This is a genomic window from Curtobacterium sp. Curtsp57, assembly GCF_047324335.1.
Classification (GTDB): domain Bacteria; phylum Actinomycetota; class Actinomycetes; order Actinomycetales; family Microbacteriaceae; genus Curtobacterium.
This window is the reverse complement of the sequence record NZ_CP168511.1, coordinates 1,021,143-1,041,498: the sequence shown is the minus strand read 5'-3', so window position 1 is coordinate 1,041,498 and position 20,356 is coordinate 1,021,143. Positions and strand designations below refer to the sequence as shown.

18 protein-coding genes are annotated in these 20,356 nt (G+C 70.8%); 13 read left to right on the top strand and 5 right to left on the bottom strand.

The window, feature by feature from the left end; translation table 11 throughout:
- Positions 1-67: 67 nt before the first annotated feature.
- Positions 68-2,335, top strand: coding sequence for a polyribonucleotide nucleotidyltransferase (locus ACEN9V_RS04880; RefSeq protein WP_413602361.1), 2,268 nt, complete (start codon positions 68-70; stop codon positions 2,333-2,335).
- Between the two features lie 253 nt (positions 2,336-2,588).
- Here the strand turns inward: ACEN9V_RS04880 and ACEN9V_RS04875 are convergent, their stop codons facing one another.
- The 3 genes from ACEN9V_RS04875 to ACEN9V_RS04865 all read right to left on the bottom strand — a co-directional run bounded on the left by ACEN9V_RS04875 (position 2,589) and on the right by ACEN9V_RS04865 (position 5,086).
- Positions 2,589-3,116: a YbhB/YbcL family Raf kinase inhibitor-like protein gene (locus tag ACEN9V_RS04875; RefSeq protein ID WP_413602360.1), complete on the bottom strand. Its 528-nt coding sequence runs from the start codon at positions 3,114-3,116 to the stop codon at positions 2,589-2,591.
- Between the two features lie 150 nt (positions 3,117-3,266).
- On the bottom strand, positions 3,267-4,232 hold the full coding sequence (locus tag ACEN9V_RS04870; RefSeq protein WP_413602359.1) for a ferritin-like domain-containing protein: 966 nt from the start codon (positions 4,230-4,232) through the stop codon (positions 3,267-3,269).
- A 203-nt stretch (positions 4,233-4,435) separates the two neighbouring features.
- Positions 4,436-5,086 carry a TetR/AcrR family transcriptional regulator gene (locus tag ACEN9V_RS04865; RefSeq protein ID WP_413602358.1) on the bottom strand — a complete coding sequence of 217 codons (651 nt, stop codon included), beginning with the start codon at positions 5,084-5,086 and terminating at the stop codon, positions 4,436-4,438.
- A gap of 237 nt (positions 5,087-5,323) precedes the next feature.
- Between ACEN9V_RS04865 and ACEN9V_RS04860 the strand changes: the two genes are divergently transcribed.
- Positions 5,324-6,661, top strand: coding sequence for a M16 family metallopeptidase (locus tag ACEN9V_RS04860; protein ID WP_413602357.1), 1,338 nt, complete (start codon positions 5,324-5,326; stop codon positions 6,659-6,661).
- A gap of 5 nt (positions 6,662-6,666) precedes the next feature.
- Positions 6,667-7,269 carry a histidine phosphatase family protein gene (locus ACEN9V_RS04855; RefSeq protein WP_413603035.1) on the top strand — a complete coding sequence of 201 codons (603 nt, stop codon included), beginning with the start codon at positions 6,667-6,669 and terminating at the stop codon, positions 7,267-7,269.
- Between the two features lie 120 nt (positions 7,270-7,389).
- On the opposite strand, the gene ACEN9V_RS04850 is transcribed toward ACEN9V_RS04855, so the two are convergent.
- Positions 7,390-7,896 carry a GNAT family N-acetyltransferase gene (locus ACEN9V_RS04850; RefSeq protein WP_413602356.1) on the bottom strand — a complete coding sequence of 169 codons (507 nt, stop codon included), beginning with the start codon at positions 7,894-7,896 and terminating at the stop codon, positions 7,390-7,392.
- A gap of 23 nt (positions 7,897-7,919) precedes the next feature.
- Between ACEN9V_RS04850 and ACEN9V_RS04845 the strand changes: the two genes are divergently transcribed.
- A complete protein-coding gene (locus ACEN9V_RS04845; RefSeq protein WP_413602355.1) occupies positions 7,920-8,666 on the top strand; it encodes a 4-hydroxy-tetrahydrodipicolinate reductase in 747 nt (248 codons plus the stop codon).
- A gap of 35 nt (positions 8,667-8,701) precedes the next feature.
- On the top strand, positions 8,702-9,145 hold the full coding sequence (locus ACEN9V_RS04840; RefSeq protein WP_413602354.1) for a tetratricopeptide repeat protein: 444 nt from the start codon (positions 8,702-8,704) through the stop codon (positions 9,143-9,145).
- On the opposite strand, the gene ACEN9V_RS04835 is transcribed toward ACEN9V_RS04840, so the two are convergent.
- Positions 9,142-10,050 (bottom strand): TIGR01777 family oxidoreductase, encoded by a 909-nt coding sequence (locus ACEN9V_RS04835; protein WP_413602353.1) that lies wholly within the window; start codon positions 10,048-10,050, stop codon positions 9,142-9,144. The two genes, ACEN9V_RS04840 and ACEN9V_RS04835, sit on opposite strands and share 4 nt — an antisense overlap.
- A gap of 90 nt (positions 10,051-10,140) precedes the next feature.
- Here ACEN9V_RS04835 and ACEN9V_RS04830 point away from each other — a divergent pair, with 90 nt between their 5' ends.
- From ACEN9V_RS04830 to ACEN9V_RS04795, 8 genes are all read left to right on the top strand, one after another.
- Positions 10,141-10,971, top strand: a complete 831-nt coding sequence (locus tag ACEN9V_RS04830) for a thymidylate synthase (protein WP_413602352.1) — start codon at positions 10,141-10,143, stop codon at positions 10,969-10,971.
- Entirely contained in the window at positions 10,971-11,483 is a 513-nt protein-coding gene (locus ACEN9V_RS04825; protein WP_413602351.1) for a dihydrofolate reductase, read from the top strand. The genes ACEN9V_RS04830 and ACEN9V_RS04825 overlap by 1 nt, the downstream gene beginning before the upstream one ends.
- Before the next feature lie 147 nt (positions 11,484-11,630).
- Entirely contained in the window at positions 11,631-12,608 is a 978-nt protein-coding gene (gene dapA / locus ACEN9V_RS04820) for a 4-hydroxy-tetrahydrodipicolinate synthase (protein WP_413602350.1), read from the top strand.
- Positions 12,609-12,655: 47 nt separating this feature from the next.
- Positions 12,656-14,332, top strand: coding sequence for a ribonuclease J (locus ACEN9V_RS04815; protein ID WP_281267444.1), 1,677 nt, complete (start codon positions 12,656-12,658; stop codon positions 14,330-14,332).
- A 116-nt stretch (positions 14,333-14,448) separates the two neighbouring features.
- Positions 14,449-15,453, top strand: coding sequence for an HlyD family efflux transporter periplasmic adaptor subunit (locus tag ACEN9V_RS04810; protein WP_413602349.1), 1,005 nt, complete (start codon positions 14,449-14,451; stop codon positions 15,451-15,453).
- Positions 15,450-16,148: an ABC transporter ATP-binding protein gene (locus tag ACEN9V_RS04805; protein ID WP_413602348.1), complete on the top strand. Its 699-nt coding sequence runs from the start codon at positions 15,450-15,452 to the stop codon at positions 16,146-16,148. The genes ACEN9V_RS04810 and ACEN9V_RS04805 overlap by 4 nt, the downstream gene beginning before the upstream one ends.
- On the top strand, positions 16,145-17,374 hold the full coding sequence (locus ACEN9V_RS04800; protein ID WP_413602347.1) for an ABC transporter permease: 1,230 nt from the start codon (positions 16,145-16,147) through the stop codon (positions 17,372-17,374). The genes ACEN9V_RS04805 and ACEN9V_RS04800 overlap by 4 nt, the downstream gene beginning before the upstream one ends.
- A gap of 74 nt (positions 17,375-17,448) precedes the next feature.
- Complete coding sequence (locus tag ACEN9V_RS04795; RefSeq protein ID WP_413602346.1) at positions 17,449-20,355, top strand: DNA translocase FtsK; 2,907 nt, start codon at positions 17,449-17,451, stop codon at positions 20,353-20,355.
- Position 20,356 lies beyond the last annotated feature (1 nt).

Here is a 20,356-nt window from a genome sequence, read left to right as displayed (position 1 = left end):
GGAGCGCACGTGCACGCGTGTGCCCGAGGCCGGGTCTGCTGCATCACAGACGCAAGGAGGCATCCTCTTGGAGGGTCCCGAGATCAAGTTCGCTGAAGCGATCATCGACAACGGTCGCTTCGGCACCAGGACGGTCCGGTTCGAGACCGGTCGTCTCGCGCAGCAGGCACAGGGTGCCGTCGCCGCGTACCTGGACGAAGAGACCATGCTGCTGTCTGCCACCAGCGCCGGCAAGCACCCGCGCGAGGGCTTCGACTTCTTCCCGCTGACGGTCGACGTCGAAGAGCGCTCGTACGCCGCCGGCAAGATCCCCGGCTCGTTCTTCCGCCGCGAGGGCCGCCCCTCGACCGAGGCGATCCTGGTCTGCCGGCTCATCGACCGGCCGCTGCGCCCGTCGTTCGTCGACGGCCTCCGCAACGAGGTCCAGATCGTCATCACCGTCCTGAGCATCGCTCCTGACGAGTTCTACGACGCGCTCGCGATCAACGCGGCATCGGCGTCGACGCAGATCTCCGGTCTGCCGTTCTCCGGCCCCATCGCGGGTGTGCGCCTGGCGCTCATCGGCGACCAGTGGGTCGCGTTCCCGAAGGCGTCGCAGCTCGCCGAGGCCGTCTTCGACCTCACCGTCGCCGGCCGTGTCGTCACGGACGAGGCGGGCAACGAGGACGTCGCGATCATGATGGTCGAGGCCGAGGCCACCGAGCACAGCTGGGACCTCATCCAGGGCGGCGCCACCAAGCCCGACGAGGCGATCGTCGCGCAGGGCCTCGAGGCGGCGAAGCCGTTCCTCAAGGTCCTCGTCGAGGCGCAGGCGAAGATGGCCGCGCAGTCGGCCAAGGAGATCCAGGACTACCCGGTCTTCCCGCCGTACGCCCCCGAGGTCTACGACGCGGTCGAGGCCATCGCCCTGTCCGAGCTCGGCGACGTCTACAAGATCGCCGGCAAGCTCGAGCGCCAGGACGCGGACGACGCGCTCAAGGCGCGCGTCAAGGAGGCCATCGCCGCCAAGGTGACGGCCGGTGAGCTCCCGGAGTCGGCCAACGGCCAGGTCAGCGGCGCCTACAAGTCGGTCACGAAGAAGGTCGTCCGCGGCCGCATCCTGACCGAGCAGGTCCGCATGGACGGTCGCGGCCTCGCCGACATCCGTCCGCTCGACGCCGAGGTCGCCGTGATCCCGCGCGTCCACGGCTCGGCGATCTTCCAGCGCGGCGAGACGCAGATCCTCGGCGTCACCACGCTGAACATGCTCAAGATGGAGCAGCAGATCGACTCGCTGTCGCCCGTCACGAAGAAGCGCTACCTGCACCACTACAACTTCCCGCCTTACTCGACCGGTGAGACCGGCCGCGTGGGTTCGCCGAAGCGTCGCGAGATCGGGCACGGCTTCCTCGCCGAGCGCGCCCTCGTGCCGGTGCTGCCGTCGCGCGAGGAGTTCCCCTACGCGATCCGTCAGGTGTCCGAGGCCCTCGGCTCCAACGGCTCGACGTCGATGGGTTCCGTCTGCGCCTCGACCCTGTCGCTCCTCAACGCCGGTGTGCCGCTCAAGGCCCCGGTCGCGGGCATCGCGATGGGCCTCGTCTCCGACACCGTCGACGGCCAGACCCGCTACGCGGCGCTGACCGACATCCTCGGTGCCGAGGACGCCCTCGGCGACATGGACTTCAAGGTCGCCGGTACCTCGGAGTTCGTCACGGCGATCCAGCTCGACACCAAGCTCGACGGCATCCCGTCGTCGGTGCTCGACGCCGCGCTGAAGCAGGCCAAGGAGGCCCGCTCGGCCATCCTCGGTGTCCTCACCGAGGCGATCGACGCACCCGATGAGATGGCGGACACCGCGCCGCGTGTCATCTCCGTGCAGATCCCCGTCGACAAGATCGGCGAGCTGATCGGCCCGAAGGGCAAGACGATCAACGGGATCCAGGACGAGACCGGCGCCGACATCTCGATCGAGGACGACGGCACCGTGTACATCGGCGCCGTCGACGGTCCGTCGGCCGAGGCCGCTCGCGCCCAGGTCAACGCGATCGCGAACCCGACCAACCCGGAGATCGGGGACCAGTTCCTCGGCACCGTCGTGAAGATCGCCACGTTCGGCGCCTTCGTGTCGCTGCTCCCGGGCCGCGACGGTCTGCTCCACGTCTCCGAGGTGCGCAAGCTCGCCGGTGGCAAGCGTGTCGAGAACGTCGAGGACGTCCTCGGCGTCGGCCAGAAGATCCTGGTCGAGGTCACCAAGGTCGACGACCGCGGCAAGCTCTCGCTCGCGCCGGTCGTGGCCGAGGAGTCGGACACCGACAGCAGCGGTGCACGCGAGGAGTCCTCGGACGCCACCGTCTGATCCACTCCTGCACGCAGAACGGCCGTCGTCCTTCGGGACGGCGGCCGTTCCGCGTGTGCGGGGTGCGCTGGCGGGGTGCGGGATGCGCTGGCGGCGGGCGGGGCACCGGCTGCCGACTCGGAACGACGAACTCGCTGTCGTACGACAGCGACCTTGTCGCTGCCGCGCGTCCGCAACAGTCCGCTGCCGCAAGGGACGACAGCGTCGTTGTCGAACGACAGCGGCGCTGTCGTTTCGAGTCGAGACGGGCGCGCTACTCCGCGGGGGTCTCCTGCGTGCCCATCAGCACGGCACGCGCGAGGAGGTGCTCCCGCAACATGAACCCGACGACCGCGGGGGTCGCATCGGCGGGGACCTCGAGCAGCGGGACGTCGAGCGCACTCAGCGTGAAGAAGTACCGGTGGGACCCGTGCCCGGCGGGAGGCGCGGCACCGAGGAACGTGTCCGACCCGAACTCGTTGTGCCGACGGAGCGCCGCGGCGGGCAGGAGCGCGTCGTCCGTGCCGGCACCGGCAGGGAGCGACGTGACGTCGGCCGGGATGTCCGACACACACCAGTGCCAGAAGCCCGATCCCGTCGGTGCATCGGGGTCGTACACGGTGAGCACGTAGCTCTGCGTGTCCTCGGGGGCTCCCGACCACTCGAGGGCGGGGGAGCGGTCCTCGCCACCGACGTCGCCGCCGCGCGCGGACGTCGGCAGCTCGTCACCGTCGGTGAAGTCGGAGCTGGTGAGGGTGAAGGTGGGCACCTCGGGGAGGCGCCAGAGCGGGTCGTTTGCCATGCACCCAGGCAACCACCCGTGCCATGGAGGCGACCGGAGGCGGACAGGCGCGGGCCGCTCAGCGGTGGCGCGAAGCGCCACGCGGCCCGCGCCGACCGAGCTTGCGAGGGAGGGCGGAGCGAGCGCGCACCGAGCCTCCTGTCCCACGGATCAGGCCGGGCCGGTCGCGCTCCCCGGGTTGCCGCTGGCGACGATCGCTCCGTTGACGCCCTCGGGGAAGAAGCCGCCCTTGTCGATCTGGTTCGGCGTCAGGAACACCACGTTGAGGACCCGTTCGGCGGTGCGACCGTAGGCGAGGGAGTTCGCGTCGGTCGGCACGAGGTTCACCGCGCCGCTCGACGTCGTGATGCCCTGGTCGTCGTCCGCGGGGCCGTCGAGCGAGTCCCGGGCGTCCGAGATCTTGTTCGCCGGCACCTGCAGGCCCTTGTCGGACAGCTTCGACCGGATGATGCCGGCGTGGTAGGCCTCGACGGCGAGGATGCCGGCAGCGGCGCTGAGGTACGTCTTGCTGGAGATCAGGGGAGCAGCGCCCTTGTAGGCGGTGACCCCCACGTCCTCGAAGACGTACGCCCCGAGGAGGAAGTTCTCCTCGCTCGCGAACGGGTCGAACGTGCCGGTGGGCCCGACGACCCCGGCGGCTCGGGCGGCGGCAGTGAAGCTGCCCACCAGGTCGATCTTGGGGCGGGACACCTTCGCGTCCCCGAGCGCGCTCCGGAGGAACGCGACGTGCGCGCGTTCGTCGTTCGCGATCTCGGTGGCGATCCCGCGGATCGCTGCGGTCTTGAACGGCACCTTCTTGCCACCGATGACCGGCCCCTGGGGGTCGATGCCGGTGATCATGCTGTCGGTCAGGCCCGTGCCGAACACGGCGCGGAGGTAGAACTCGGCCTCGAGGTACTCGAGGTTGAGCGCGAAGTTGAGGATCGCGGCGTCGGAGACGGCGGCGTCCTCCTCGGGGGTGGCGGAGGCGGGGGCGGCGGTGAGCACCGACGAGCCGAGCGCGGCGATGCCGGCTGAGGCGCCGGCGACACCGGCGGCTGCGAAGAAGCGTCGTCGGTCGAGCGCGTTCTCGGCGCTGCGGTCGATGGCGTGACGGATGAAACGGTTGTCGAACATCGTTGTCCTCGAGACGTGCGGGCAGCACGGGGCCCTGGCCGACGCTGCAGGGAAACGGGTCAACCGGGGCACGATCGGCGGGTTGGTCGACCGTGCGGTCACGGTACCCCCGAACAGGGGCCGTCACCAGGGGTGCGCGGAAACCGGCGGACGCGCAGCTTCGAGCCGGGTCCGGGCGCGGTTCAGATGGGTTCGGGCCAGGTTCAGCCGGCGAGGACGCGTTCGGCGACGCGACGGAGTGCCGCTGTCGCCGCGATGGCGTCGCCGGCGTAGGCACCCGACATGGCGCCGTCCCGCGCGAGCATGAGCTCGTCGGCGCCGTCGCCCGGGAGCGGGTGGCCGGCGGCCTGCAGGAGTTCCGCGAGACGTTCCGTGTACCAGTCGCGGTGACTCGCGACCACCTGGCGGACGGGGTCGCGCGGGTCGTGGTACTCGGCGGCGGCGTTGAGGAACGCGCAGCCGCGGAACTCCGCCTCGTTCACCTCGTCCGAGACGGCGTCGACCCAGGCGCGGACGGCCAGGGGCGCTTCGCCGGCGTCGGTGACGAGGCGCTCGAACCGGTCCTGCACGCGCTCGTGCTGCGTCCGGATGTAGGCCAGGATCAGGTTGTCCTTCGACCCGTAGTGCTTGTAGAACGTCGCCTTCGTGACGCTCGCCTCGGAGATGAGGCGGTCGACCCCGACGCTGTGGATCCCCTCTTCGTAGAAGAGTCGCGTCGCGGTCTCGAGGATGCGGACCTTCGCGCCGCCGGAGCGGGGAGCCGGGGGGACGCTCGACCCGTCCGACGACGCGAGGTTCGGATTGCTCGGCCCAAGGAGACGCTGGACGGCCGGTTGGGGGGAATCGACCGTCACAGCGTGGCTCCTTGGGACTCATCGGCTCCGCGGCTGAGTGGGGGGACTCGTGCCGCCGAGGACTGATGTCCCGAGCCACCGGATCGGAATCTAGGGGGGCTACCGATCCGGCGTACGCAACTGTAGCACATGGAGGACAGACAGACGTGTCGGTCTGTCCTCACTTTGTGTACCCCATTTCGAGGCACACGCGGACTTCGGCCCGGCACCCGGGGAACGTCAGTAGGCTCGACCGCGATGAACCACCCAGTGCCGTTGCCCCTCGAGGCCCCGGACACGTCGTTCCTGACGTCCGGGGGATCCTTCGTCCGCCGCACCGTCCTCCCCTCGGGCGTGCGCGTGCTGACCGAGGCCGTTCCGGCGTCCCACTCGACGAGCATCGGGTACTGGGTCGGAGTCGGGTCCCGTGACGAACGCGCCGGGCAGTACGGCTCCACGCACTTCCTCGAACACCTGCTGTTCAAGGGCACCACGACCCGCAGCGCGCTCGACATCGCTGTGGCGTTCGACTCCGTCGGTGGCGAGCACAACGCCGCGACCGCCAAGGAGTACACGTGCTACTACGCCCGTGTCCGTGACGCCGACGTGCCGATGGCCGTCCGGGTGATCGGTGACATGGTCACGAACTCGGTGCTCGAACCGGAGGCGTTCGACGTCGAGCGCGGCGTCATCCTCGAAGAGCTCGCGATGGCCGCCGACGACCCGGCCGACGTCGCCGGCGAGGCCTTCTTCGCCGCGGCCTTCGAGGGGCACGCGCTCGGCCGTCCGATCGGCGGGACGCCGGAGAGCATCCGCGCGGTGCAGCGCGACGAGGTCCTGTCCCACTACGCCGAGCACTACGCGCCGAACGGGCTCGTCATCACCGCGGCCGGAGCCGTCGACCACGACCGCTTCTGCGCCCTCGTGGAAGAGGTCTTCCAGAGCGCCGGTCGCGCCCGTCCGGTCGCCAGGCGCACGGCGCAGCCCGTGGCGGACCCCGCCGTCGAGAAGCTCACGGTGGTGCACCGTCCCACCGAGCAGGCCAGCATGCTCCGCGGCTCGCAGGGTCTGGACCTCCGTGACGACCGCCGTCCGGTGCTCAGCGTGCTGAACGCCGTCCTCGGTGGCGGCATGAGCTCCCGGCTCTTCCAAGAGGTCCGTGAACGCCGAGGGCTCGCCTACGCGGTGTCCTCGTTCGCGCCCGCCTACCTCGACAACGGTGCGTTCGGTGTTTACGCGGGCTGCGCTCCCGACAAGGTCGGCGGCGTGATCGAGATCGTCGACGCCGAGTTCGCGCGGATGGCCGACGACGGCATCACCGACGACGAACTCCGCCGCGCGAAGGGGCAGATCGAGGGAGCGGTGACGCTCTCCCTCGAGGACTCCGACGCGCGGATGACCCGGCTCGGCCGCGCCGAACTCGGCACCGGCGAGTTCACCGACCTCGACACCGCGCTCGAACGGGTCGACCGGGTCACGACGGACGACGTGCTCGAACTCGCCAGAGACCTGCTGACCCGCCCGAAGATCACGTCGGTGGTCGGCGACGTCGAGCGCTCGGCACTCGAGTCCGCGATCGGCATCGGCGGTCGATGACGGAGATGTCGCACTACCTCTACCTCGTCCGGCACGGCGAGCACCAGGACGCCGAGCACGGACTCCGCGACGGCAAGCTCTCCGAGCGCGGCAAGCGCCAGTCGATGCTCGTCGCCGACCGGCTCGGCGGCGTGCCGTTCGACGGCGTCTGGCACTCGCCGCTCGAAGCGCCGAGCGAGACCGCGTCGTTCCTCGCGCAGCGGTTGCCCGCGATCCAGCCGGAACCGTCGACGCTGCTGTTCGACTGCATCCCCTCCGGACCGACGCCGGACATGCCCGCTGCGTACAAGAAGTTCTACGGCGGCATCACCGAGGAGGAGATCATCGCCGGGCAGGCCCAGATGGGCGATGCGGTGGCGGAGTGGTTCACGCCGGCGATGCAGGACCGGCACGACCTGATCATCACGCACAACGCCGTGATCGGCTGGTTCGTGCGCGAGGTCTTCCGGGCGCCCGAGTGGCGCTGGATGGGGACGAACGTCGCCCACACGGCGCTGACGATCATCCGCATCCGGTCGGCGAAGCCCGCCGAGCTCGTGACCCTCAACGACACGGCGCACCTGCCGGTCGAGCTCCGGACCGGCCTGCCGGTCGACCAGCCGCTCTAGTCGCGACCGCGATCCGGACTGGAGGCTCGTAGCGGCCCCGCCACGAGCCTCTCCCCACCGGCACGGCCGGCCCGCCGCTGGCGCGTCGGTCCGGGACCGGCGGCGTGGGCCCAGCCCCCGTCAGCCCGCGTCCGGGGCCACCGGCTTGCGGTACCAGGCGGTCGCGTTCGGGTTGTCGTTGAACGGCTCGACGCGCGCGTAGCCCCGCGAGCGGTACATCGCACCGGCTGCGACGAGCGAGTCGTTCGTGTCGAGCACGATCGACGTCGCGCCGAGTCCGGCGGCCGCGCGCTCCAGCTCGTCCATGATCGCCGTGGCCACGCCCCGCCCGCGGCCCTCGGGCGTGACGAACACGTGCTTCACCTCGAACCGCACGTCGTCGCCGTCGTCCGCGATGCGCCGGAGCCCGCCACACCCGAGCGCCCGTCCCGCGTCGTCCGAGGCGACCGCGAACACGCCGTTCGGCGGGGTGAACTCCGCGGCGGGCGTCCGCTTCCGCGAGTAGCTGCCCTGCACGCTCGGGAACGTCGCCTCGCGCTCGTCGAGGTAGGCGTCGAGCAGCACGTCGACCTCCGGCAGGTCGGCCGGGACGATACGGACGGTGACCCGGGTGCGCTCGGTGGTCATGCGTCGATCCTAGGATGGGGCGCATGGTCACTCCCGTCGCCGTCGTCGGCGCCACCGGTCGTCTCGGGGGCCTCGTGGCCGCCGTCGTCGAGGAACTCCCCGGGTTCGAGCTCGTCGCCAGCCTGTCGTCCAAGGACGGCGCGCACGAAGCCGGGCCGTCGGTCTTCAACGGCGCCGGGATCGTCGTCGACGTCACCGTCCCGGCGCTCAGCCCCGCGATCGTGGCGAACGCGCTGGAGAGCGGTGCGAACGTGCTCGTCGGCACGTCCGGCTGGTCGGCAGACCGTCTCGTGAAGCTCCGGTCGTCGCTCGAGGCTCGTCCGGAGCAGGGCGCGCTCGTGGTGCCGAACTTCTCGATCGGATCGGTCCTCGGCACCCACCTGGCGACGATCGCCGCGCCGTGGTTCCCGGCGATCGAGATCGTCGAGACCCACCACGCGGGCAAGATCGACTCCCCGTCCGGCACCGCAGTGCGCACCGCCGAGCTCATCTCCGACGCCCGGCGGGCGGTCGGCCCGGTCGACGCTCCGCACGTCGACCAGCGTGCCCGCGGGCAGCAGGTCGCGAGCGTGCCGATCCACTCGCTGCGGCTGCCGGGAGTCACGGCCGTGCAGGACGTGGTGCTGAGCGGCCCGGGGGAGACCCTGACGATCCGGCACGACACGAACGACGACGTGGCCTACGCACCAGGCATCCGCGCCGCCCTCGCCGCTGTCGGCGACCTCCGCGGCCTCTCGGTCGGGCTCGGCACCGTGCTCGGCATCGGCTAGGAGCACCGCGTGAAGCCATCTCCCGGGAGCGCCGCGTGAAGCTCCGCTCGCCGTTCTGGGGCGCCGCCCTGATGACGGTGCTCCTCGCGCTCTACATCGTGCTCGTCGGGCAGCGCGCCGTGGCGTTCATCGCGACGGGCCTCGCCGTGGGCATCGCGATCGGCGTCGCGCTCTTCGTCGTCGCGGCCATCGGTGCGCTCCTGCTCGTGCTCGAGTTCCGGTTCGGGCTGCGCATCACGCGGCTCGGTACCCGCCTCGAACGCGAGCACGGCACCCCGGCCGACGTCGTCCCGCTGCGCCCGTCCGGCCGACCCGACCGTGCGGCGGCAGACGAGCTCTTCCCGCAGTACAAGGCCGCGGTCGAGGCCGCTCCGGACGACTGGCGTGCCTGGTTCCGACTCGGGGTCGTCTACGACGCCGCAGGCGACCGGAAGCGAGCCAGGGCAGCCATGCGGACCGCCCTGGCCCACTCCCGCTAGAACGCCGCGTCGACCGCGGCTTCTGCCCGGGTGTACCGGAACGCGTAGCCGGACTCGAGCAGCTTCGTCGGGACCATCTGCTGGCTCGACAGCAGCATCTCGTCCGCGGCGTCCCGCAGCAGCGCCTTCAGCGCGAACTCCGGGATCCGGAAGAGGTAGGGGCGGTGCAGGTCCTCGGCGACGCGCTTCGTGATCCGGTCGGCGACGGCCGGTTCCGGACCGGCGAGGTTCACCGGGCCGGACACCTCGGCCGCGGAGGACACGGTCGCGAGGTGCACGATCGCACCGACCTCGTCCTCGAGCGCGATCCACGGCCAGTGCTGGCCGCCGGTCCCGAGTCGTCCGCCGAGTCCGACCTTCGTGAGCGGTACGAGCGGTGCGAGCGCGCCCCCGCCCTTCCCGACGACGATGCCGGTCCGCAACGTGACCACCCTGACCCCGTCCGGCGCCCGGTTCGCGGCGGCTTCCCATGCGGTGCACACCTCGGCGAGGAAGCCCGTCCCGGCATCGGCGTCGTCCCCGAGCACGTCGGAGGGACGGTCGCCGTAGACGCCGGACGCGGACCCGGACAGGAACAGGCGCGGCGGGGTCGTCGCGTGCCGCATCGCCTCGACGAGCGTGTCCGTCGCGTCGACCCGGGAGCGCAGGATCTCCTGCTTGTACGTGTCCGTCCACGGCAGCTTGCCGATGTTCGCCCCGGCGAGGTTGACGACCACGTCCGCGCCGTCGAGGACCGCGGGGTCGAGCGGTCGGCTGCCGGGGGCCCACCGGAACTCCGTGGGGGTGTGCGGCTCGCGCCGCACCAGGGTCGAGACGTGGTGCCCGGCATCGCGCAGGGCACGCACCAGCGGGGTCCCGATGAAGCCGGACGCGCCGGCCACCAGGATCGAGAGCGGTTCGGTCATGGAGACCACGCTACGCAGTCGGTCTGGAGGCTCGGGGGACGTCGCGCACGTCGACTCGCCAGTGTGGGTGGTCGCGTTTAGGCTTCGGGTGTGACCGACACCGCGACCGTCCAGCCCGACGCCACCGTTGCCACCCCGTACGAAGACCTGCTCCGGCGCGTCCTCGACGACGGCGCTCCCAAGGGCGACCGCACCGGGACCGGCACACGCAGCATCTTCGGTGCGCAGCTCCGGTTCGACCTGTCGGAGGGCTTCCCCCTCATCACGACCAAGCGCGTGCACTTCAAGTCGATCGCGTACGAACTCCTGTGGTTCCTGCGCGGCGACGGCAACGCGACCTGGCTGCAGGAGCACGGCGTGCGGATCTGGAACGAGTGGGCGGACGGATCCGGCGACCTCGGCCCGGTCTACGGCGTGCAGTGGCGGTCGTGGCCGACGCCGTCCGGGGAGCACATCGACCAGATCGCCCAGGTCATCGAGCAGATCCGGACGAACCCCGACTCGCGCCGGCTCATCGTGTCGGCGTGGAACGTGTCGGACATCCCGGACATGGCGCTCGCACCGTGCCACGCCTTCTTCCAGTTCTTCGTCAACGACGGCAAGCTCTCGTGCCAGCTCTACCAGCGGAGCGCCGACATGTTCCTCGGCGTGCCGTTCAACATCGCCTCGTACGCGCTCCTGACGCACATGATCGCGGCGCAGACCGGGCTCGAGGTCGGTGACTTCGTGTGGACGGGCGGCGACTGCCACATCTACGACAACCACGTCGAGCAGGTCCGCGAGCAGCTCTCCCGCACGCCGTACGCGCCGCCGACGCTCGAGATCGCGCACCGCGACTCGATCGACGACTACGAGTACGAGGACTTCCAGGTCCTCGGCTACCACCACCACCCGGCGATCAAGGGCGCGGTCGCCGTCTGATGCCGCCGGAGCAGTGGGTCGAACCCGTCCGGGGTGTCGGCCTGGTCTGGGCGCGGTCGCTCGACGGGGTCATCGGCGCGGACGGGGGGATGCCGTGGCACGTGCCGGAGGACCTCGCGCACTTCCGGCAGGTGACGGGGGACGCCACCGTCGTGATGGGTCGGCGCACCTGGGACTCGCTGCCGGAGCGCTTCCGACCGCTCCCGGGTCGCCGCAACGTCGTGCTCACCCGCGATGCGTCGTGGTCGGCCGACGGCGCGGAGGTCGTGCACGACCTGGCGACGGCGCTCGACACCGACGAGCCCGTCTGGGTCATCGGCGGGGGACAGGTCTACGAGGCGGCGGTGCCCTTCGCGGACCGGGTCTCCGAGACCGTGATCGACACCGAGGTCGCCGGCGACACCGTCGCGCCGACGCTGGACGACGCGTGGGCGCTCGTCGACGAGGGCCCGTGGCAGACCTCCCGCACGGGCGTCCGCTACCGCTTCCTGGAGTGGCGCCGCCGCTCGTAGCGCGCGCCGCGCCCTCGATCTGGTGGGGGCCGTGTGTGGGGCGGGACCGGCGTGACGGACGCGCGCCGAGCCTCCCGGCCGGCCGCTGGTGCCGCACCGTCCGGGCGGACGGCCTCGCCCACGCGCATCCCCGGTACGCTGGTGGCCGTGTCCCCGCGTGAGAATCCCTTCGGTCAGGTCCTCGTCGCCCTCGTGACCCCCTTCACCGCCGACGGTGAAGTGGACTGGCCGGGCGTCGAGCAGCACATCGACGACTGCATCACCGCCGGTGCCGACGGCATCGTCGTGACCGGCACCACCGGTGAGACGTCCACGCTCACCGACCCGGAGAAGCTCCGGCTGGTCGAGGTCGGCAAGTCCGTCGCGAACGGCCGCGCGAAGATCATCACGGGCGGCGGCTCCAACGAGACCGCACACGCGATCCACCTCTACAAGCAGAGCGAGCGGGCCGGCGCCGACGGCGTGATGATCGTCACGCCGTACTACAACAAGCCGACGCAGTCCGGCGTGCTGACGCACTTCCGGATGATCGCGGACGCCACCGACCTGCCGGTGATCCTGTACGACATCCCGGGCCGCACGGGCATCCCGATCACGTACGAGACGATCGTGCGGGCCTCGCACCACCCGAACATCGTGGCCGTCAAGGACGCCAAGGGCGACTTCGCCGAGGTGTCCCGCGTGCTCAACAACACCGACCTGATGTACTTCTCCGGCGACGACACGAACGTGCTCCCGCACCTGTCGATCGGCGCGACCGGACTCATCGGCGTGACGGCGAACATCACGTCCACGCCGTACCGGACTATCATCGACGCGGTGAACGCCGGTGACCTGGCCACCGCGACGCGCGAGCACCAGCGCATCGAGCCGCTGGTCCGTGCCGTGATGACGCACGTCCCCGGCACCGTCGCGGCAAAGTACATCCTGCACGGGCTCGGGCGCATCGGCAGCCCCCGTGTCCGCCTGCCGCTCGTCGGCCCCGAGGACTCGGAGGCGTACGCCATCGAGACCTCCCTCGAAGCCGTGCACGGGATCCCCGGCGCCGACTTCTCCAACTTCCGCCCGGACCGCAACGCGGCCGCGGGAGGAGCGCTTCCGAAGGTGCCAGGCACCACCCGTTGATCGACCGCGGCGCGCAGGACGCGCGCCGCCGAAGCAGTCAGGACCGAATGCCCACGCAAGTCTCCGAACCCCAGCCCCTCGAGCCGGGCACCCTCCGGGTCATCCCCGTCGGTGGCCTCGGCGAGATCGGTCGCAACATGACCGTCTACGAGTACGAGGGCAAGCTGCTCATCGTCGACGCCGGCGTGCTGTTCCCCGAGGAGCACCAGCCGGGCGTCGACCTGATCCTGCCCGACTTCGCGCCGATCCGGGACCGCCTCGACGACGTCCTCGGCGTCGTGCTCACGCACGGTCACGAGGACCACATCGGCGCCGTGCCGTACCTGCTGAAGCTCCGCCAGGACATCCCGCTGATCGGGTCCACGCTGACCCTGGCGCTCGTCGAGGCGAAGCTCAAGGAACACCGGATCAAGCCGTACACGCTCGTCGTGCAGGAGGACCAGACCGAGCAGCTCGGCCCGTTCCACCTCGAGTTCGTCGCGGTGAACCACTCCATCCCCGACGCCCTCGCCGTCGCCATCACGACCCCGGCAGGGCGCGTGCTGCACACCGGCGACTTCAAGATGGACCAGCTGCCGCTCGACGACCGCATCACCGACCTCCGTGCGTTCGCGCGGCTCGGCGAGGCCGGCGTCGACCTGTTCCTGCCGGACTCCACCAACGCCGACGTCCCCGGGTTCACCGCTCCGGAGCGCGACATCGGCCCGGTGCTCGAGAACATCATCATGCGGGCGCGCAAGAAGGTCGTCGTCGCGAGCTTCTCCTCGCACGTGCACCGCGTGCAGCAGGTGCTCGACGCCGCGGCCGCCGCGAACCGCCGTGTCGCGTTCATGGGCCGCTCGATGATCCGCAACATGACGATCGCCGCCGACCTCGGGTACCTGCGGGTGCCGGAGAACGTGCTGATCGACACGAAGAAGGCCAAGGACGTCCCGGACGACCAGATCGTCTACATGTCGACCGGGTCCCAGGGCGAGCCGATGGCCGTCCTCGCCCGCATGGCGAACCTCGAGCACCAGATCGAGATCGGCGACGGCGACACCGTCATCCTCGCGTCGTCGCTCATCCCGGGCAACGAGAACGCCGTCTACCGCGTGATCGACGGCCTGACGAAGCTCGGTGCGAAGGTCGTGCACAAGGGCAACGCGAAGGTGCACGTCTCGGGCCACGCGTCCGCCGGCGAGCTGCTGTACTGCTACAACATCCTGCGTCCGCGCAACGTCCTGCCCGTGCACGGCGAGCACCGGCACCTCTACGCGAACGCCGACCTGGCGATCCAGACGGGTGTCCCGCCGCGCAACGTCATCCTCGGTCAGGACGGCATCGTCGTCGACCTGAAGGACGGTGTCGCGAACGTCGTCGGACAGCTCGACATCGGGTACGTCTACGTGGACGGTTCGACCGTCGGTGAGATCACCGACGCCGACCTCAAGGACCGTCGTGTCCTGGCGGAAGAGGGCTTCATCTCCGTCTTCTGCGCGGTCGACTTCGCAACAGGTCAGTGCGTCATCGGCCCGGAGATCCAGTCGCGCGGCTTCGCCGAGGACGACTCCGTCTTCGACGACGTCCGCCCGCAGATCGCCCGTGCCCTGGCCGACGCGGCCGGCAACGGCACGCGGGACCAGCACGCGTTCAGCCAGGTGGTCCGCCGGACCGTCGGACGCTGGGTGAACACGAAGCACCGCCGTCGTCCGATGATCGTCCCGGTGATCATCGAGGCGTAGGGCCCGCGCGCGGTCCGACCGGAGGCCCGCCGCACGTCCGTCCCGGACGCTGCGGCGGGCCGTTCTCATCCCTGAGCATGATCTTTCGTCGGGATGCCGGTCACTAGTATTCCTGTGTGATCGTTCTGCGACGCTGGGTGTGGCCCGGCCTCAAGTTCCTGGTGTTCGCCGCCATCGCAGTGGCACTCGTCCGGCTCGCGTTCTTCGCCGCTCAGCCGCCGGAAGCCGACAAGGTCCCGACCGGCAAGATCGACGACCCCGTCGTCACGGTGGAGAAGGGCGACATCAGCAACGACGTCGAGGCGAAGGGCACCATCCGCTCCGTCGCGTCCACCCCGGTGCGCTCGACGGCAGCCGGCACCGTGAACCGCCTCTTCGTGGCGAACGGCGACCACGTCGAGCAGGGTGCGGCGATCCTCGACGTCCGTGTCGAGACCCCGGTCGACGGTGTCACGGCCGACGGCAGCCCGCTCCCGCCCAAGGTCACCTTCTCGACCGTCGCCGCTCCGGCCGCGGGCACCGTGTCCGGGCTCGACCTGGTGTCGCAGCAGCCGGTCGACATCGGCACGACCGTGGCCCGCGTCGCCCCCGAGTCGTACCGCGCGAGCGCCACGCTCGAGGCCGCGCAGCTCTACCGCCTGATCAACCGTCCGTCCGAGGCGACGGTGACGGTGAAGGACGGCCCTGCGCCGTTCACCTGCACCAACCTGTCGTTGACGAGCGCGGCCGCGTCCGACTCCTCGTCGTCGGACACCGACGCCGCTGACGGGTCCGGCGCGGACGCCTCCTCCGGCGGGACGCAGCTGGAGTGCGACGTCCCGGGCGACGTCACGGTGTTCCCGGGGCTCGAGGTGACGGTGGCCGTGCCCGCCGGCAAGGCAGAGGGCGTCCTGACCCTCCCGACCACGGCCGTCCAGGGCACCGCGCAGAAGGGTGTCGTCACGGTCGTCACCGACGAGGAGAAGCACGAGACGCGCGACGTCGAGCTCGGCATCAACGACGGTGAGCTGGTGGAGGTGAAGTCCGGGGTGGCCGAGGGTGACCAGGTCCTGCAGTTCGTGCCGGGCAAGGAGCAGTCCGAGGACGACTCCGTCGAGGGTGGCGCGGTGATGGTCGGATGAGTCTGGTCTCCGTCCGCGGGCTGCAGAAGTCCGTCACGCTGCCGGACGGCTCCACGCTCGAGATCCTCCGCGGGATCGACCTCGACGTCGAAGCCGGCAGCACCACCGCGATCGTCGGCCGCTCGGGCTCCGGCAAGTCGACGCTGCTCAACGTCCTCGGGCTGCTCGACACCCCGACCGACGGCACGCACGAGTTCGGCGGGGTCGACGTCGGCCGGGCCGGGTCGCTCCGTCGCGACCGGATCCGCGGGGCCGACGTCGGCTTCGTGTTCCAGCAGTTCAACCTGCTGCAGGGCCGCACCGCGGTCGAGAACGTCGAGATCCCGCTCCTCTACGCGACCGGGAAGGACTTCTGGCGTCGTCGTCGTCTCGCCACCGAGATGCTCGACCGCGTGGGGCTGGCCGACCGGGCCGACACGCAGCCGCACCGGCTCTCCGGCGGCGAGCAGCAGCGCGTCGCGATCGCCAGGGCGCTCGTCCGCTCGCCCCGGCTCATCCTGGCCGACGAGCCGACCGGAGCGCTCGACGTCGACACCGGTCGCATCGTGATGGAGCTGCTCGAGACCGTCGCCGCCGAGACCGGTGCCGCGCTCATGACCATCACCCACGACGCCGCCGTCGCGGCCCGAGCGGAGACCGTCCACCGGATCGACCACGGCCTCGTGGTCGACGCGTTCGAGGAGGCCGCCGCGTGAACGGCGTGTTCAGCACCGTCGTCGGGACCTTCGTCGAGTCCTGGCAGGAGCTCCGCGTGCACCGGGGCCGTGTCGTCCTCAGCCTGGTCGGTGTGACCATCGCCGTCGCGTCGCTCGCCGTCGTGGTCGGGTTCGGATCGCTCGCCGAGAAGGCGACGGAGGCGTTCAACGAGCAGTACGGTGGCCGGCCGGCGACGTTCCAGCTCACCGCGTCGACGAAGTCGGGGGACGCCCTGCCCGACGAGGACGCGGTGTTCGACCAGCTCCGTGCCGGGGCTGCTCGATACGACGTGTCGTACGCGAGCGAGGCGGCGGAGGGGCCGCGGAAGGTCCAGTTCCCGGACGGCGTCGGCGACGTGTGGACGAAGACCGTCGATCCCGGGTACGCCGAGATGCACCGGGTCCGGATGGCCGACGGATCATGGTTCACCGAGTCCGACCGTGACCGGCTCGCGCCGGCGATCATCGTGAACCGGGCCTTCCTCGACCGTCTGGGCGACCCCGACCTCGTGACGCACCCGACCGTCCGACTGCCCGGGACGCCCGCGGTCACCGCGGTCGTCGTCGGGGAGTACAAGACGTCCGAGTACGACACCGAGCCCGGCATGTTCCAGCTCGCGCGCACGACGGCCGCCGCCGGGACCGTCGTCGACCCGGAGACGGGTGGCAGTCGCACGTTCGAGGTGTGGATCCCGGCATCGGGCGGCAAGCAGCTCGCGAAGCGGATCGCGAGCGACACCGAGCGGACCCTCGGCGGCGGCGTCGAGGTCACCGCGAGCCGCATGGACGCCGGTGCCACGGTGGACGGTGACCCGCTCGGGCCGCTGCGCTACGTCATCGCCGCGGTGTCCGTGCTGGTCCTGGTGCTCGGCGGGCTCGGGCTGCTCAACGTGTCGCTCGTGAGCGTCCGGCAGCGGATCCGCGAGATCGGCATCCGGCGCGGTGTCGGTGCCTCCGCCGGCCGGATCTTCGTCGCCGTGCTGCTCGAGAACGTCCTCGGGACCGCCGTCGCCGGGGGCGTCGGCGTGATGCTCGGGGCGGCGGTGCTCAGCAACGAGACCGTGCGGACCGCGATCACGGGCGGCGCCGACATCGGGGGAGCACCGTTCCCGCTGGAGGCCGCGTTCGTCGGGATCGGCGCCGCGGTGTTCGTCGGGGCGCTCGCCGGACTGCTCCCCGCGCTCGTCGCGGTGCGCGTCAAGGTCATCGACGCGATCCGGTACTGACCCGTCGGGAGCCCCGCCGCCTCGTGCGGCGGGGCTCCGTCGGTTTGTCCCCAGGTGGCGTTAGGGTCTACCCCATGGCCGGAGGCACCAAGTCGACCACGCGCTCACGCGCGTCATCGTCGTCCCGTGGAAGCGGGTCGCGCGGGACGTCGCGCACGCAGGCCACCACGAAGAAGCTGCCGCAGGCGAAGCCGTCGGTCGAGTTCACCGGGCAGAACCCGCTCGTGACCGCCTGGATGGGCATGGCCCACGGCGTCGGTGCGATGTTCCGGCTGCTCGGGTCCGAGACCCTCGAGAAAGACCAGCGTCGCGACGGCTTCCCGTTCTTCCTGTTCGTGCTGGCCATCGCCGGCGCGGTCGTCGAGTGGCTGAACCCGAGCAACGGCGTCTCGGTGGCGCTCGACGCGTACACGTTCGGCGGGCTGTTCGGCCGGCTGGCGTTCGCGCTCCCCGTCATCATGATCGTGTTCGCCGGCTGGCTGTTCCGGCATCCGGCGTCCGTCCACGACAACACCCGCATCGGGATCGGCCTCGGGCTGCTGCTCGTGTCGATCTCCTCCCTGTGCCACGTCTTCGGCGGCCAGCCGAGCGCGTCCGACGGCATGCCGGCGCTCGCCACGGCTGGTGGTGTGATCGGCTGGGTCGTGATCGGCTGGCTCGTCGCGGTCGCCACCGTCTGGATCGCCGTCCCGGTGGCGATCGTCCTGCTCGTGCTCTCCCTCTTCATCATCACCAAGACGCCGCCGAACAAGGTCGGGCGTCGACTCCACGAGCTGTACGCGTACCTGTTCGGCGCGCCGGCCCCTGCCGCCGAGGAAGACGTCCCCGCCGAACCGGCGAAGGCGCCGCGCAAGGGCGTCGCGGGCAAGACGGACTCGCAGGGCCTGCAGCTGTTCGACGACCTCGGGTTCGGCGACGGCGAGCAGCCGGACGACGACGCCGAGGCGCACATCCCGTGGTGGCGCCGCAACAAGTCCGGTCGCGAAGAAGACCCGGCGTACGACAGCCCGGTCATCCCGGCCTCGACCGCCGCGGTCGCACCGGCACCGGCACCGAGCCCGAACGCCGGTGCCGCTGCCGGCCTCGTCGACCACACGCCCGCCGAGCCCGCGTCGGTGAACCTCAACGACTCCCTCGAGCAGGACGTCGCCGCTGACCTCGACCGTGCCGAGCAGGCGCTCCGTGACTTCGGCGCCCCCGTCCCGGACGACCGCACCGAGGTGATCCGTCCGGAACGGGACCTGCCCGCGGCGGCCGCACCGAGCCTCCCGTCCGCTCCGGCCGACCCCGTCGACGACGCGACAGCTCAGGCGGACGACGCGATGGCGGCGGCATCGGCGGACGACCCGTCGAAGCCGTACCGGCTCCCAGCGGCCACGACGCTGAGCGCCGGGACGCCGTCAGTGGCGCGCAGTCAGGCGAACGACGACATCGTCGCCGCCATCACCGGTGTGCTCACCGAGTTCAAGGTCGACGCGAAGGTGACCGGCTTCTCCCGTGGCCCGACGGTGACCCGGTACGAGATCGAGCTCGGTCCGGGCGTCAAGGTCGAGCGCGTGACGGCGCTGTCGAAGAACCTGTCGTACGCGGTCGCCTCGAACGAGGTCCGCATCCTGTCCCCGATCCCGGGCAAGAGCGCCATCGGTGTCGAGATCCCGAACTCGGACCGCGAGATCGTGTCCCTCGGCGACGTCCTGCGCTCGAGTGCCGCGACCAAGTCGAAGCACCCGATGACGATCGGTGTCGGCAAGGACGTCGAGGGCGGCTTCGTCGTCGCGAACCTCGCGAAGATGCCGCACCTGCTCGTCGCCGGCTCCACGGGGTCCGGCAAGTCGGTGTTCATAAACTCGATGATCACCTCGCTGCTGATGCGCGCGAAGCCGTCCGAGGTCCGCATGGTCCTCGTCGACCCGAAGCGCGTCGAGCTCTCGATCTACGCCGGGGTCCCGCACCTCATCACGCCCATCATCACGAACCCGAAGAAGGCTGCGGAGGCGCTGCAGTGGGTCGTGAAGGAGATGGACATGCGGTACGACGACCTCGCGTCGTTCGGGTTCCGGCACGTCGACGACTTCAACAAGGCGATCGAGAACGACGAGATCGTCCTGCCCGCCGGCAGCGAACGGAAGCTCAAGCCGTACCCGTACCTGCTCGTCGTCGTCGACGAGCTCGCCGACCTCATGCTCGTCGCCCCGCGGGACGTCGAGGAGTCGATCGTCCGCATCACCCAGCTCGCACGTGCCGCCGGCATCCACCTGGTGCTCGCGACGCAGCGGCCGTCGGTGGACGTCATCACCGGCCTCATCAAGGCGAACGTCCCGTCGCGGATCGCGTTCGCTGTGACGAGCGTCACCGACTCGCGCGTGATCCTCGACCAGCCCGGCGCCGACAAGCTCATCGGGCAGGGCGACGGGCTCTTCCTGCCGATGGGGTCCTCGAAGGCCGTCCGCGTGCAGGGCGCATGGGTGCAGGAGAGCGAGGTCGCCGAGGTCGTCCAGCACGTCACCCGGCAGGCCCAGCCCGAGTACCGCCAGGACGTCCAGGCCGTGGTCGAGCGCAAGGAGATCGACGCCGACATCGGCGACGACCTCGAGCTGCTGCTCGCCGCGGTCGAACAGGTCGTCTCCACGCAGTTCGGTTCGACCTCGATGCTCCAGCGGAAGCTCCGCGTCGGGTTCGCGAAGGCCGGGCGGCTGATGGACCTCATGGAGTCGCGCGACATCGTCGGGCCGTCCGAGGGGTCGAAGGCGCGAGACGTCCTCGTCACCGGCGACCAGCTGCCGGCGGTGCTCGCGAAACTCCGCGGCGAGGAGCCGCCGCCGGAGCCGGCAGCGCCGGCACCGGTGTCGCCGCCGGTCCCGTCGCCGTCCGATGACGGGGACCGGTACAGCGCTGACCCGGTCGGCGACATGACGCGCGGGTACGATCGAGTCGAGGAAGAACCGGACGAGGACGCCTGGGGCCTCACGGGCAGGGAGTGAA

What these genes read in the sequence shown, in the direction of transcription:
- ACEN9V_RS04835 (WP_413602353.1), bottom strand. Translation starts at nt 10,050, where the DNA reads ATGACCGAACCGCTCTCGATCCTGGTGGCCGGCGCGTCCGGCTTCATC.
- ACEN9V_RS04815 (WP_281267444.1), top strand. Translation starts at nt 12,656, where the DNA reads ATGCCCACGCAAGTCTCCGAACCCCAGCCCCTCGAGCCGGGCACCCTC.
- ACEN9V_RS04860 (WP_413602357.1), top strand. Translation starts at nt 5,324, where the DNA reads ATGAACCACCCAGTGCCGTTGCCCCTCGAGGCCCCGGACACGTCGTTC.
- ACEN9V_RS04850 (WP_413602356.1), bottom strand. Translation starts at nt 7,896, where the DNA reads ATGACCACCGAGCGCACCCGGGTCACCGTCCGTATCGTCCCGGCCGAC.
- ACEN9V_RS04825 (WP_413602351.1), top strand. Translation starts at nt 10,971, where the DNA reads ATGCCGCCGGAGCAGTGGGTCGAACCCGTCCGGGGTGTCGGCCTGGTC.
- ACEN9V_RS04805 (WP_413602348.1), top strand. Translation starts at nt 15,450, where the DNA reads ATGAGTCTGGTCTCCGTCCGCGGGCTGCAGAAGTCCGTCACGCTGCCG.
- ACEN9V_RS04795 (WP_413602346.1), top strand. Translation starts at nt 17,449, where the DNA reads ATGGCCGGAGGCACCAAGTCGACCACGCGCTCACGCGCGTCATCGTCG.
- ACEN9V_RS04875 (WP_413602360.1), bottom strand. Translation starts at nt 3,116, where the DNA reads ATGGCAAACGACCCGCTCTGGCGCCTCCCCGAGGTGCCCACCTTCACC.
- ACEN9V_RS04845 (WP_413602355.1), top strand. Translation starts at nt 7,920, where the DNA reads ATGGTCACTCCCGTCGCCGTCGTCGGCGCCACCGGTCGTCTCGGGGGC.
- ACEN9V_RS04870 (WP_413602359.1), bottom strand. Translation starts at nt 4,232, where the DNA reads ATGTTCGACAACCGTTTCATCCGTCACGCCATCGACCGCAGCGCCGAG.
- ACEN9V_RS04855 (WP_413603035.1), top strand. Translation starts at nt 6,667, where the DNA reads ATGTCGCACTACCTCTACCTCGTCCGGCACGGCGAGCACCAGGACGCC.